Consider the following 13,225-nt stretch of genomic DNA (forward strand, 5'->3'; position numbering starts at 1 on the left):
TGGGCGTCATTTTCTGTGCGGTGGGTCGCAGGGTTTTGGTGGCGAGTTTACGCAGATCCCCTGTGGGAGCTGGCTTGCCTGCGATGGCGATGTGTCAGTGAGTACATGTTCGCCTGACACACTGCTATCGCAGGCAAGCCAGCTCCCACATGTTGATGCGTCGCTATCTCAATCTCTCGGACAGTAAGGGTAATAGCCGCTCGCACGAGGCCTGGATCTTCACCTGCAACAGCTCATCACCCCGAGTCTTGCCCAGGTTGATGGCGATCACCGGCTTACCCTGATCGACCATCGCCTTGCACAGGCGAAACGCCGAATAGGCCATCAGCGATGACCCCACCACCAACAGTCCTTCGGCATGCTCTACCGCCGTCATTGCCTTGAGCGCCGTCGCTGGTGCGACGTTCTCGCCAAAGAACACCACATCCGGTTTCAGCCGTTCGCCATTGCAATGTGGGCAGTGGGGTACCTGGAAGCGCTGTTCAAAGGCCGGATCGAGCAAGGTGTCGCCATCCGGCGCTTGCACCGCATGAACCTGTGCCATGTGCGGGTTATCGACCTCCATCTGCCGCTGGATCACGTCGCGCTCGCTACGCAATTGGCAATCCAGGCACAGCACCCGATGCAAGCTGCCATGCAGCTCGATCACACCCTGGCTGCCGGCCTGGTCATGCAGGGTGTCGACGTTCTGCGTAATCAGCCCGCTGATGTGGCCACGGTGCTGCAGCGTCGCGAGCGCCAGGTGGGCCTTGTTCGGCTGGGCAATGCGCACCCGTGGCCACCCCAGCATCGCCCGCGCCCAGTAGCGGCGCCGCGCCTCGGGAGTGGCGAGGAATTCCTGGTACATCATCGGTGGCTTGCCCCGGCGTACACCTTCCCCGTCCCGGTAATCCGGGATACCTGAAGATGTACTGATCCCTGCGCCGGTCAGCACCAGGAAACGCCGGCCGGTCATGGCCCGGTGCAGGGTGTCGAGGTGATCTTCCTGATGGTCCAGCGTGTCGAGCATGGGTTCCCCCTATTCGCCGCGGATGTACTGTTCCAGCTGCTGGATCAAGGCCGCTTGTTCGGCAATCGCTTCCTTGACCAGGTCACCGATGGACAGCAGGCCCAGCAGTTTGCCGTCTTCGACCACCGGCAGGTGGCGCAGGTGACTGTCGGTCATGATGTTCATGCATGCCTCGACACTCTTGTGAGTATCCACCGTGATCACCGGCGAGCTCATCACCTCATGGACCTTGGTGGTGACCGACGAGAGGCCCTTGAGCATGATTTTGCGCGCGTAATCCCGTTCACTGATGATGCCGACCACCACGTCATCCTTGACCACTGGCAAGGCACCGACGTTTTTCTCGGACATCCGCACCAGCGCTTCAAACACGGTGTGGTCCCATTTGATCGTGTGGACGTCCTGGTTTTTCTGATCCTTGGCTTTCAGCAGTTGTGCAACGGTCTTCATGGCGGCCACTCCGGTGTTGTTGTTGTTGGTAGTCCAGATCCCCTACAGAATCCTAGACCGAACTCGCCGGAGCAAGGGCCAATGCGGCGTTAAACCTGTCGAAAAACGTCATGTGCCGGTTTTTTTCGGTATCTATCCCGCATTTACCGGCTTTTTCCCGCGTTTGGGGCTGGCGCCGGCCTTGCGCGGGGCGGCCTTGCGTTTCTTTTTCCAAGGCGTTGCACCTCGTCCAGCCGGGCTGGCGGGGCCAGTGATAGTCATGCGCATGCCGTTACAGCGTGCCACCTGCTTGCTCATCCACGCCGCTTGCTTGGCGACGAATTCCTCCAGGCTCATTTCGCCGCTTTGCACCATGTCCAGTGCCTGTTCCCAGATGGCGGTGGTGCCGGGGTCGGCGATGGCGCGGGGCACTGCGTCAATCAGGCTGAACGCGGCCGGGGTTGCCGACAGGGCCTTGCCGTTTTTCACCAGATAACCGCGGTCCAGCAAGCCCTGGATGATCCCGGCGCGGGTGGCCTCGGTGCCGATGCCAGTGGTGTCCTTGAGTTTTTGCTTAAGCAACGGGTCCTCCACCAGCTTGGCGACGTTTTTCATGGCCTTGATCAGGTCGCCTTCAGTAAAGGGCTTGGGCGGCTGGGTCCACAGGTCCTTGAGGTTGACCTTGGCCACGGCGTAGTCGTGGCCCTGCACCAGCGTCGGCAACGCTTGGGGCGCAGGCGCTTCGCGACCTTTGGCGGGTGCCAGCGCTTCGGGCAAGGCGCGTTTCCAGCCCGGCTCGATGATGACTTTGCCCACCGCGCGCAACGCGTGGCCGGCACAGTCGAAATCGGCCTGGGTGCGGTCGTATTCATGGTTGGGCAGGAACTGCGCCAGGTAGCGCGCACGAATCAGCGTATAGACCGCACGGTGCTTGCCGGTCAGTTGGCTGACCTCCTTACCGGCTCCGGTGGGGATGATGCCGTGGTGGGCGCTGACTTTCGCGTCGTTCCAGGCCCGCGAACGGCGCCGAGGGTCGATGTGCGACATCAGCTCGTTGACCGCCGTGTCCGCACGGCCCAGCGCCGCAAGAATCTTCGGCGCTTCACTGTGCTGGCTCAACGGCAGGTAGCCGCAATCGCTGCGCGGGTAGGTGATGGCCTTGTGGGTTTCGTACAGGGATTGAGCGATGTCCAGGGTTTCCTGGGCGCCCAGGCCGAGCTTCTTCGAACAGATCTCCTGCAAGGTGCCGAGGTCGAAGGGCAGGGGCGCCACTTCGCGCATGCGCTCGGTACGCAGTTTCACCAGTCGCGCCGTGGCGGCGTTGAGCATGGCGTCGGCGGCGTCCCGCGCCAGTTGCGGGTTGAGGCAACGGCCCTGGTCGTCACAGGCATCGTCAGGGGCGCGCCATTGGGCGGTGAAGGTCATGTGCTCGTGACGCAGGTCGACATCAATGGCCCAATAGGCCACCGGCACGAAGTCGGCAATGCTGCGATCACGGTCCACCACCAGGCGCAGGGTCGGGGTTTGCACGCGGCCTACCGGCAGCACGCCCTGGTAACCGGATTGGCGCCCCAGCAGGGTAAACAGGCGGCTCATGTTCATGCCGATCAGCCAGTCGGCACGCGAGCGCCCCAGGGCCGAATGATACAGGCTGAAGGTTTCTGCACCGGGTTTGAGCGCCGCCAGGGCCTTGCGAATGGAGGCGTCGTCGAGCGCCGACAACCACAGCCGCTGGATCGGCCCGCGGTAGCGGCAGTGTTCTACCAGTTCACGGGCGATCATCTCGCCTTCACGGTCGGCGTCGGTGGCGATCACCAGTTCCTGGGCTTCGCCCAGCAAGCGCTTGACGGCCTTGTATTGGCTGGCGGTCTTGGGCTTGACCAGCATCTTCCATTTTTCCGGGACGATCGGCAGGTCGGCCAGCACCCAGCGTTTGTATTTGGCGTCGTAGGCGTCGGGCGGGGCGGTTTCCAGCAGGTGGCCGATGCACCAGGTGACCGTGACTCCATTACCCAGCCAGCACCCATCGCCACGGCGGCTGGCGCCAAGCACAGCCGCGATATCCTTGGCCTGGGAGGGTTTTTCACAGAGGTACAGCCGCATGGTCATCACATCAGATCGGGTTGATGCCTTGCAGGATGCTTATTTGAAGGGGTTTGAGCAACCATTATCTGTATGGATGTACAGCAATTTGTGTGGGTGCCATACGTCGCTGTAGGAGCGAGCTTGCTCGCGAAGGTCGTTAACGATGCCGCGGGGCGCCTGGTGCCCCGCGTTGCTCTCAGGTTCTTCGCGAGCGAGCTCCTACAAGGGAGAGGTATCAGTTTTTTTCGATATCCACATGCCGGGTTTCCTTGAGGCAGAACAACCCGACGATCAGGCTCACGCCCGTCACCACCACCGGGTACCACAACCCATAGAAGATATCGCCGGTGTACACCACCAGGGCAAACGACACAGTGGGCAGGAACCCGCCAAACCAGCCGTTACCGATGTGGTAGGGCAGCGACATCGAGGTGTAGCGGATGCGCGTCGGAAACAGCTCCACCATCAGCGCCGCCAAGGGCCCGTAGCACATGGCGGCGATGAAAATCAGCACCACGATCAGCACCACCACCATCACCTTGTTGACCTGGGCCGCATCTGCCGATGACGGGTAACCGGCCAGGGCCACGGCGCCACGCAGGGCCGCTTCATCAAAACCGTCGATACGCACATCGCCGACGCTCACTTGCACCGGGCTGCCCGCAGGGGCGGCGGCGCTGCTGTAGGGCAGCCCCTGTTTGACCAGGAAGGTCTTGACCTTGTCGCAGGGGCTGTCAAAACGTGCCTTGCCCACCGGGTCGAACTGGAAAGTGCAGGTGGCCGGGTCGGCCAGTACGGTGATCGGCGCCTGTTGGCTGGCCTGGTCCATTGCGGGGTTGGTGTAGTGCGCCAGGCCCTTGAAGATCGGGAAGTACAGCGCGGTCGCCAACAGCAGGCCGAGCATCAGCACCGGCTTGCGCCCGACCTTGTCCGATAGCCAGCCAAACAGGATAAAGAACGGTGCGCCGATCACCACGCTGATGATCAACAGCATATTGGCTAGGGCTGGGTCCATGCGCAGGAACTGGGTGAGGAAGAACAGCACATAAAACTGCGCTGCGTAGAAGGTCACCGCCTGCCCGCCGTTGATGCTGAACAGCGCGATCAGCACCACCTTGAGGTTTTCCCACTTGCCGAAGGACTCGCGAATCGGCGCCTTGCAGGCCTTGCCTTCCTCTTTCATCTTCAAGAAGGCGGGCGATTCGTGCAGGCTCATGCGGATCCAGGTCGAGATGCCCAGCAGCACGATGGAAAACAGGAACGGAATGCGCCAGCCCCACACTTCGAACTGATCGCCGGTGAAGTAACGGCAGGCCAGCACCACCAGCAGCGACAGCAGCAAGCCGAGGGTGGCGGTGGACTGAATCCAGCTGGTGTGCAGGCCGCGCTTGCCCGGTGGCGCATGCTCGGCCACGTAGGTAGCGGCGCCGCCGTACTCACCGCCCAGCGCCAGGCCCTGCAGCATGCGCAGCACAATGAGGATGATCGGTGCGGCAATGCCGATGCTGGCGTAGGTCGGCAGCAACCCGACGCAGAAGGTTGCCACGCCCATCAGGATGATGGTCACGAGGAAGGTGTACTTGCGCCCGATCATATCGCCCAGCCGGCCGAACACCAGCGCACCGAATGGCCGCACCACAAAGCCTGCGGCGAAAGCCATCAAGGCAAAGATAAACGCCGTGGTGTCGTTGACCCCGGCAAAAAACTGCTTGCTGATCACCGCCGCCAGGGCGCCGTAGAGGAAAAAGTCATACCACTCGAACACCGTCCCCAAAGAGGAGGCGAAGATGACCTTTCTTGATTCGTTGGCGGTACTTGCACTGGCCGCCGAGCCCAGGGGTTGAGCATGTTCTGACATCGGGTGTCCCTCACAGTGATTATTTATTGTTTTTCCACTGTCGGCGCCAACCTCGGCGCCGGTGTTTTTCAACTTCATATAGCGTTAATGATTACGCGGGGTGCCCTGTGGTGCGCGGTGCTGGTGGGTTTTTCGCGAGCAAGCTCGCTCCTGCAGTGTTGGGTGACAGAATCAGCTGTGCGGCCTTCTCCGCGATCATCAGCGTGGGTGAGCAGGTATTGCCGGAGGTGATGCGCGGCATGATCGACGCATCGGCAATGCGCAGGCCGGGAATGCCGTGTACGCGCAGTTGGCTGTCGACCACGGCGTCTTTGTCATCGCCCATGCGGCAGGTGCCCACCGGATGGAAAATCGTGGTGCCGATCCGTGCAGCGGCCTCGTGCAGTTGTTCTTCAGTTTGCAGGGCTTCGCCGGGCAGGTATTCCACCGGTTTGAACTGGCTCAGGGCCGGAGCGGCGACGATGCGCCGGGTCAGGCGAATAGCGTCGGCGGCCACGCGCAAGTCTTCGGGGTGGCTGAGGTAATTAGGTTGTATCAGCGGCGCATCCGCCGGGTTGGTCGAGCGGATATCCACCCGGCCGCGACTTTGCGGGCGCAGGTCGCAGACCGACGCGGTAAATGCCGGGAAGCCGTGCAACGGTTCGCCAAAGCGTTCCAGGGACAGTGGCTGCACATGGTATTGCAGGTTGGCCGAGGTCTGCTCCGGGCCGGAGCGGGCAAACGCGCCAAGCTGGCTGGGCGCCATCGACAGCGGGCCGCTGCGGTCGTACAGGTAGCGCAGGCCCATGCCCATCTTGCCCCACAAGGTACCGGCGATCTGGTTCAGGGTGCGGGCATTCTCCAGCTTGTAGATCAGGCGCAGTTGCAGGTGATCTTGCAGGTTGCCACCAACCCCTGGCAGCTCGTGCACCACGTTGATACCCAGCGGCTTGAGCACATGGGAAGGGCCGATCCCTGAGCGTTGCAGAATCCCCGGTGAACCCACGGAGCCGGCGCACAGCACAATCTCCTTGCGCGCCTTCCAGCTCAGTGCCTGGCCGTGTTGGCGTCCCAGTACCTGCGAGGCACGACCGTTTTCCAGTAGCACACGCTCAACCTCTACATCAGTCAGCACGGCGAGGTTGGGGCGCTGGCGGATCGGCTTGAGGAACGCCTTGGCCGCATTCCAGCGCACACCGGCTTTCTGGTTGACCTGGAAGTAACCGCAGCCCTCGTTGTCGCCCTGGTTGAAGTCATTGATATTGGCGATGCCGCTTTGAGCCGCCGCCTCACGAAACGCATCGAGGATCGGCCACGACAGGCGCTGTTGCTCGACGCGCCACTCGCCGCCCTCGCTGTGGAATTCAGAGCCGCCGGCAAAATGGTTTTCGCTCTGTTTGAACAGCGGCAGTACGTCTTTCCAAGCCCAGCCCGCGTTGCCCGCCGCCGCCCAGCCATCGTAGTCCTGGGCCTGGCCGCGCATGTAGATCATGCCGTTGATGGACGAGCAGCCGCCCAGCACTTTGCCCCGTGGGTAACTCAAGGCGCGCCCCTGCAGGCCGGCTTGGGGTTGGGTCTTGAAGCACCAATCGGTGCGTGGGTTGCCGATGCAGAACAGGTAGCCGACGGGGATATGGATCCAGGGGTAGTTGTCGCGGCCACCGGCTTCCAGCAGCAGGACACGGTGAGCCGGGTTGGCGGACAGACGATTGGCCAGCAGGCATCCGGCAGGGCCGGCGCCGACGACGATGTAATCGTATTCAGCAGTTGCATTGGGCATCTGGGGCCTCGCTTGTTTTTCTTATTGGGCCCATCCTAGTTGTTAGTTTTCGTCTTAAAAATGTTAGTTTTTACCCACCCGCTGTGCGTTTTTAAACAACGCCGGCTGGCCCAGGCTCTGGAGGCGATATGTTCGACTGGAATGACCTGCGGTTTTTTCTCGAGTTGCAGCGCAGTGGCCGCCTGCTCACCGCCGCCCAACGCCTGAAAACCACGCATGCCACCGTGGCGCGGCACATCGACGCCATCGAGAAAAGCCTCGGCACGGCGCTGTTCGTGCAGCACGCCCAGGGCTATGAACTGACGCCCGCCGGCGAAGCGTTGCTCAAGCATGCCGAGGCTATGGAAAATGTGGCACTGCTGGCCGAAGATGAACTCACCCATTCTGCTGCGCCCCTGGGCAAGATCCGCCTCGGCGTAGCCGAAGGCCTGGGCGTGATGTTTCTGGCCGCACGCATGGGCGGGCTATTTGAACGCTACCCAGGGTTGGAGGTGGAGCTGGTCGCGGTGCCGCGCTTTGTCAGCATCCTCAACCGCGAGGCGGAGATCAGCATTCACTTGGAACGCCCCAGCGCCGACCAACTGGTGACGCGCAAACTCACCGATTATCGCCTGGCGCTGTACGCCAGCCGTGCCTATCTGGCGCGTAACCCGCCCATCGAAAAACGTGAAGACCTCGCTGCCCATGCCTGGATCGATTATGTCGATGACTTGCTGTTCAGCCAGGAACTGAAGTTCCTCAACAGCTTCTGCCGTAGCCCCAAGGTGGTGTTCCACAGCACCAGCGTGATCGCCCAGCACCAGGCGGCGCGTTCGGGGTTGGGGATTGCGGTGTTGCCGTGTTTCATGGCAGCTGGCGATGAGGCGTTGGTGCCGTTGTTGCCGGCAGAGGGCATTCAGCGCAGCTATTGGATCAGCTCGCGCCGGGAGCTGCACAAGTCGGTGCGGTTGCGGGTGTTGTGGGATTATGTAGTGGGGTTGTGCGCGCGGGAGCAGGGCTTGTTGCTCGGTGAATCCCGCTGACGCACACGGATTAAACGGTGGGAGCTGGCTTGCCTGCGATGGCGGCGTGTCAGCTTGCACATGAGTGGCTGATACACCGCCATCGCAGGCAAGCCAGCTCCCACATTTGGATCGGGGTGTGTCAGGGGCAGTCTAGAACTTTACTACCTGATGCACCTGCTCGGCACAGGCCCGAGCCTCTTCAATCATCTTTCCGAACGCATCGCTGGTGACTTCGGCATGGGTCAGCCAGCGCTTTTTCTGGCTCAGGCGATAGTGGTAGCGCAGCGAGCCGTCCTCAAGTTTGCCGTCCAGGTCGAGGTCGTACCAGGGCGAGCGCACCTTGCAGCCGGGGATGGCTTTTTCCATCTTCCCGCCAGCCAGGGTGTAGGTGTAGTCGTAGGTCTCTGGGTTGCCCAGGTAGAGGTCAGCCTGTTGCCCCTGGCGGCGATAGTTGATGTAGCCCTCCCAGCGGTCTTTCAAGGACGGGTCGGTGTAGACATAGTCATTGGCCAGTTTTTCCAGGGCGCGCTGATCGTTCATGCGGGCGGTGACGCTGTAGCCGTCATGTACCACAAAGCGGGTGGGTTCGCGGGTGATCTGGCAGTCGCTGATGTCATTGCCGAAGTTGGCGCAGATGTTCTGGTCGGTGGCGGTGGTGCCTTGCTGGCGGTCTGCGACGCTCAGTTGCATCAACGGCAAGCGGCTGAAGGTAATAGTCGCCTTGACCGCGCCATCTCCCTCTTTGCCGTACTGCACCTGTTTGTCCAGGCGTATCGAGACTTCGGGGCGCTCCAGTGGGATGTGTTCTTCGCGCACCTGGCCCTGCGCATCGTTTACCAATACCCAGCGGTCCTGAATGTCGGGCATGGTTTGGCCAGGGGCGAAGACCGGGTTGGTCGGGTCAAGCCACCACACCTGTCCATTCACTTCGGCACGCACGATGGCATGGTTCGGCGCCTGGGTGCCGGGGATCAGCAAGGCATCGACCACGTCGCCACGGCTGACCCACGCGGTCTCAGCCTTGATGCCGCTGGCCTTGAGCATGGCCGTCAGCAGGGTCGCCAGGTCCTTGCAGTCGCCGTAGCCGTGCTGCTCGATTTCCGCCAGGCTGAACGGCACATAGCCGCGCTCGGTCGCGCGCCAGTCACCCAGGTAGCGGTAGTGATCATTGATGTGCTGCATCAGCGCGGCCACTTGCTCAGCCGGCGCCAGGCTGCGTGCGGCGGCCACCGCGGTGGCGGCTTGCGCCGGCAGGGTGGCGCCGAGGATCTGGTTGTAACGCTGGGCGAAATCACCGAAGTACGCCTGGCGGTCCACGGCGCTGCCCACTTCCAGGCGTGGGACGCGCAGCAGTGCGGCGGCGGAGGATTCATTGATGTAGTTGAGGTAGGTCGGGGCTTTTTGCACCACGTCCAGGGTCTTGCCGTTGCTCGAAGGCGTTACCTTGAAACCGTCGAACAATTCACTTCGCCACTGGATCGGCCGTTCGGCGGTAAAGCGCGCCTTGAAGCGATCGCGGCGGGCTGAGCTGGGCCCGAATTTGAGCACATAGTGGAACTGAGTCATCAGCGGTTTGGCCGGGTAATGCTGGCGTACCGTGTAGCGGATCTGCGTGCCCACGCGCAGGTTGGGGAAGGCCAGGGAGGTTTGCTTGTCGCGGCTGAAGCCTTGGTCCGGGTTGGGTGCGCTGCGGGTATCGATTTGCGTGGCAGCCAGGGCGACCGGCTTGGCGCCAGGCTGAGTGGACTGTGCACTGACCACTTCAAAGGTGTCGGCTTCGGAGTAGTCGAAGTCGATGCGCGAGAGCATTTCGCGGCCGTTGGCCTTGAGAATTGTGTAGCGGTAGGTGGTGGTGCAGTCAGTGCTGGCGTCGCGGTTGAAGTGGCAGTGCAGCTCGGTGTCACTGGCCAGCGGGGCTTCGGCTATGGGTTGCAGGGCCGCGCTGACGGAATGGGAAACCAGCCCCAGACTGATCAAAATCAAAGGGCGGTGGAACGGAAAACGGTACATGGGCGCCTCGGGTGACACATTGAAACAGCTACCCGGCGGGTAGCGAGAAGGCGCCGGATGATAATGGATCTCAACGGCAAAGGCCAGGATTGTTCGACAATTTATCGGGCTGAAAGGCCCGTGCTAGAGCCTTTCTTTGATTTGGATCAAGGTTTTTATGCCGCGAGCGCGTCACGCGCTTAGAGGAACCAGCGATATTCCCGCGCCTGGATCTCCTGCTGGAAAGCCAGGTGGTCCTGGCGTTTGTTCTCGCAATACACCTCGACAAATTCCGCGCCCAGCTTGTCGCGCAGTACTGGTTGTTGCTGCATGGCACGCACGGCGTCGAGCATTTCCACCGGGAAATCGGCGCCGCTGTTGCGGTCCTCGTTCAGTGGCGCGATGGGTTCGCGCTTGGCCTCAAGCCCATGCTCCAGGCCCACCAGGATCGCCGCCAGCACCAGGTAAGGGTTGGCATCGGCGCTGGCCAGGCGGTGCTCGATCCGCAGGTTGCGCGGGTCGGACTCGGGGATGCGCACACAGGCATCGCGGTCTTCAAAGCCCCAGCTCGCCCGCGTCGCAGCGTTAACCGTGCCGCCCAGGCGGCGGAAGGCATTGTGGTTGGGCGAGAAAATCGGCATGCAGTGGGGCAGTAATTCCAGGCAACCGGCTACGGCGTGGCGCAATGGCTGCTGCTGATGGGCCGCTAGCAAGTTATTGCCCGCTGCGTCGTAAAGGCTGACATGCACGTGCATGCCGCTGCCGGGAAATTGCAGGTAGGGTTTGGCCATGAAGCTGGCGCGGTAACCATGCTTGAGCGCGACGCCACGGGTGCTACGGCAGAACAGGGCGGCCCAGTCGGCGGCGCGCAGGCCGTCATCGCAGTGGCCGAAGTTGATCTCGAACTGGCCGGGGCCGATCTCGGCGGTGATCACCGTGATGTCGATGCCTTGGTCCTTGGCGGTTTGCGCCATGTCGTCGAGCACGTCGCTGAAACGCGACAGCCGTTCGATATGCAGGTTGGGCTGGTCGTCGGCATCCCCACTGAGCGGGTCGCGGGCAAATTGCGGCAGGCCGTTTTCCAGCTGTTTATCGAACAGGTAGAACTCCAGCTCAAACGCCACCACGGGATGAATGCCCTGATGCTGCAAGCGTTCCAGCACCTTGGCCAGGACTTCGCGGGGTTCGAACTCGATGGGCGCTTCGGTGCCGTCCGAGGTGATGAGCATTTGCCCCAATGGCTGCGACTCCCAGTTCACCGGTTTGAGCGTGCCGGGCACCAATCGGCGATTGGCGTCCGGGTCGCCATCGTTGAAGCAGTAGTCGCCAATCTTGAACAGCCCACCCTGGGCCCCCAGTAGCACCGCATTCTGCGGCAGCTTCAGCGGGCTGCCGGCGGCGATTTTTTCAAGCATCTCCACTGGGTAGCGCTTGCCGTAGAAATGCCCGGGAATGTCCAGGGCGATCAGGTCGACATAGCGCACGTCGGGGTGGTTCTGGCGAAAGCTCCGTACTTCGGCCAGCAACGTGGAGGAATGGCTTTTCACGGGCGCAGCTCCTAGTTGTAAACCCACAAGACGCGGGCGGGCAGGTCGGTCAGGTTGGCGTAGCGGCAGTGGGCGAAACTGGCGAGGTGGAAGCTGTCGCCGGGGCCGAGGGTGACTGGCTCGGCTTCGTCATCCACCCACAGGGTCAACTCGCCTTCGAGCACAAATCCGGCCTGTTCGGCACGGTCGCTCATGCTCTGTTCGCCGCTGTTGGCACCGGGGGCCAACAGGCTGTCAAGCATCGAGAACGCACCGTTCATGCTCGGCGACACCAGGATGTCGGTGATGCCGTTGGCGTAATACACCGTGCGCCGCTCGTTGGGGCGGGTCACCCAATCCACCGCCTTGGGTTTGGGCAGGCTGTAGAAATACGTGGTGGGCACGTCGAGGGCGTGGCTGATGGCGGTTAAATCGGCCACGGTCGGGCGCGACAGGCCACGTTCGACCTGGGACAGAAATCCCACCGATCGTTCGATTTTTTGCGCAAGTTGGGCCAGGGTGAGCTTCTTGTGCTTGCGCAGGTCGTGGATCAGCGCCGCGAGGGTGGCGAGTTCTTCTTGTGGGGTCATGAAATTTATATCGAATAATTTCATGAAAAATTACACGATTATTTTCACGCTCGCAAACCCTATGCACAAACCCTTGTGGCGAGGGAGCTTGCTCCCGCTGGGCAGCGAAGCGGCCCCACCCCATTCACCGCATGCGTTCAGTGGATGCGCGGTGTGGCTTTTTGGGGCTGCTGCGCACCCCAGCGGGAGCAAGCTCCCTCGCCACAAAGGATTGGGAAATATGGGGAAACTGTATTGGGCAGGGACATCTCAGGTGCCTGCTAGGTTGAATGGACCATTCAACCATTCAGGGGAGCAAAGGATTGCTTCACAAGCCCAACTCTCATTTGTTGCGACGTGGCCGTTATTCGGAACCTGGTCGAGCTTATTTGGTAACTACCGTGGTTTATCAGCGTCGTCCGGTATTTGCCGATATTTACCTGGGGCGGCTATTGGTTGCCGAGCTCAAACGAGCCCATGACCTTGAGCTGGTCAACTCTTTGGCCTGGGTCATTATGCCGGATCACCTTCACTGGTTATTTGAATTGCGAAGCGCGACGCTGTCTGAAGTGATGAAGCGAGTGAAGTCGCGAAGCACACTGACCATCAACCGAGCCCGTCGCACACAGGGTGCTTTCTGGCAGAACGGCTATCACGATCGTGCGGTGCGAGCCGAGGGAGACCTTATCAAGGCTGCTCGCTACATCATCGCCAACCCACTGCGAGCCGGACTGGCCGGGCATGTTGGCGACTACTCACTCTGGGACGCCGCCTGGCTATAACGGTGTACCCCCACTGTGGCGAGGGAGCTTGCTCCCGCTGGGCCGCGAAGCGGCCCCAAAAAGCCCGACCGCGTACCCACTGAAAACATGCGGTGAATGGGTTGGGGCCGCTGCGCAGCCCAGCGGGAGCAATCTCTGTCCGCAGGGAAATACGGCTGAATGATTGCGCGCCGCCGCGGTCGGAACCTGGGTACGCACCATTAATTGAAGGAGCA

General features: G+C 61.7%; 10 protein-coding genes. 2 read left to right on the forward strand and 8 right to left on the reverse strand.

Going from position 1 to position 13,225, the window contains the following annotated elements; translation table 11 throughout:
• Positions 1–163: 163 nt before the first annotated feature.
• The 5 genes from AC4PS6_RS06435 to AC4PS6_RS06455 all read right to left on the reverse strand — a co-directional run bounded on the left by AC4PS6_RS06435 (position 164) and on the right by AC4PS6_RS06455 (position 7,140).
• Complete coding sequence (locus tag AC4PS6_RS06435) at positions 164–1,009, reverse strand: NAD-dependent protein deacetylase (protein WP_200599396.1); 846 nt, start codon at positions 1,007–1,009, stop codon at positions 164–166.
• A gap of 9 nt (positions 1,010–1,018) precedes the next feature.
• Positions 1,019–1,459 carry a CBS domain-containing protein gene (locus AC4PS6_RS06440; protein ID WP_014717973.1) on the reverse strand — a complete coding sequence of 147 codons (441 nt, stop codon included), beginning with the start codon at positions 1,457–1,459 and terminating at the stop codon, positions 1,019–1,021.
• 132 nt (positions 1,460–1,591) lie between these two features.
• Positions 1,592–3,541 (reverse strand): DNA topoisomerase III, encoded by a 1,950-nt coding sequence (locus AC4PS6_RS06445; protein ID WP_198833500.1) that lies wholly within the window; start codon positions 3,539–3,541, stop codon positions 1,592–1,594.
• 217 nt (positions 3,542–3,758) lie between these two features.
• Complete coding sequence (locus AC4PS6_RS06450) at positions 3,759–5,381, reverse strand: MFS transporter (protein WP_133634843.1); 1,623 nt, start codon at positions 5,379–5,381, stop codon at positions 3,759–3,761.
• A 91-nt stretch (positions 5,382–5,472) separates the two neighbouring features.
• Positions 5,473–7,140 carry a GMC family oxidoreductase N-terminal domain-containing protein gene (locus AC4PS6_RS06455; protein ID WP_198833458.1) on the reverse strand — a complete coding sequence of 556 codons (1,668 nt, stop codon included), beginning with the start codon at positions 7,138–7,140 and terminating at the stop codon, positions 5,473–5,475.
• Positions 7,141–7,268: 128 nt separating this feature from the next.
• On the opposite strand from AC4PS6_RS06455, the gene AC4PS6_RS06460 reads away from it, so the two are divergent.
• On the forward strand, positions 7,269–8,162 hold the full coding sequence (locus AC4PS6_RS06460; RefSeq protein WP_014717977.1) for a LysR family transcriptional regulator: 894 nt from the start codon (positions 7,269–7,271) through the stop codon (positions 8,160–8,162).
• A 132-nt stretch (positions 8,163–8,294) separates the two neighbouring features.
• On the opposite strand, the gene AC4PS6_RS06465 is transcribed toward AC4PS6_RS06460, so the two are convergent.
• The 3 genes from AC4PS6_RS06465 to AC4PS6_RS06475 form a co-directional block, all read right to left on the reverse strand.
• The gene (locus AC4PS6_RS06465) at positions 8,295–10,154 is read right to left on the reverse strand and encodes a DUF3857 domain-containing transglutaminase family protein (RefSeq protein WP_336827253.1); all 1,860 of its coding nucleotides are present in this window, start codon (positions 10,152–10,154) and stop codon (positions 8,295–8,297) included.
• Positions 10,155–10,333: 179 nt separating this feature from the next.
• Positions 10,334–11,680, reverse strand: coding sequence for a glutamine synthetase family protein (locus tag AC4PS6_RS06470; RefSeq protein WP_019821422.1), 1,347 nt, complete (start codon positions 11,678–11,680; stop codon positions 10,334–10,336).
• Positions 11,681–11,691: 11 nt separating this feature from the next.
• Positions 11,692–12,249 (reverse strand): helix-turn-helix domain-containing protein, encoded by a 558-nt coding sequence (locus AC4PS6_RS06475; protein WP_044483173.1) that lies wholly within the window; start codon positions 12,247–12,249, stop codon positions 11,692–11,694.
• Between the two features lie 269 nt (positions 12,250–12,518).
• Between AC4PS6_RS06475 and AC4PS6_RS06480 the strand changes: the two genes are divergently transcribed.
• The gene (locus AC4PS6_RS06480) at positions 12,519–13,010 is read left to right on the forward strand and encodes an REP-associated tyrosine transposase (protein ID WP_050587242.1); all 492 of its coding nucleotides are present in this window, start codon (positions 12,519–12,521) and stop codon (positions 13,008–13,010) included.
• Positions 13,011–13,225 lie beyond the last annotated feature (215 nt).

The organism is Pseudomonas sp. DW-iso17, assembly GCF_058725345.1.

Coding starts and splice junctions, on each gene's coding strand:
- AC4PS6_RS06480 (WP_050587242.1), top strand. CDS start 12,519: ATGGACCATTCAACCATTCAGGGGAGCAAAGGATTGCTTCACAAGCCC.
- AC4PS6_RS06435 (WP_200599396.1), bottom strand. CDS start 1,009: ATGCTCGACACGCTGGACCATCAGGAAGATCACCTCGACACCCTGCAC.
- AC4PS6_RS06475 (WP_044483173.1), bottom strand. CDS start 12,249: ATGACCCCACAAGAAGAACTCGCCACCCTCGCGGCGCTGATCCACGAC.
- AC4PS6_RS06450 (WP_133634843.1), bottom strand. CDS start 5,381: ATGTCAGAACATGCTCAACCCCTGGGCTCGGCGGCCAGTGCAAGTACC.
- AC4PS6_RS06455 (WP_198833458.1), bottom strand. CDS start 7,140: ATGCCCAATGCAACTGCTGAATACGATTACATCGTCGTCGGCGCCGGC.
- AC4PS6_RS06465 (WP_336827253.1), bottom strand. CDS start 10,154: ATGTACCGTTTTCCGTTCCACCGCCCTTTGATTTTGATCAGTCTGGGG.
- AC4PS6_RS06460 (WP_014717977.1), top strand. CDS start 7,269: ATGTTCGACTGGAATGACCTGCGGTTTTTTCTCGAGTTGCAGCGCAGT.
- AC4PS6_RS06445 (WP_198833500.1), bottom strand. CDS start 3,541: ATGCGGCTGTACCTCTGTGAAAAACCCTCCCAGGCCAAGGATATCGCG.
- AC4PS6_RS06440 (WP_014717973.1), bottom strand. CDS start 1,459: ATGAAGACCGTTGCACAACTGCTGAAAGCCAAGGATCAGAAAAACCAG.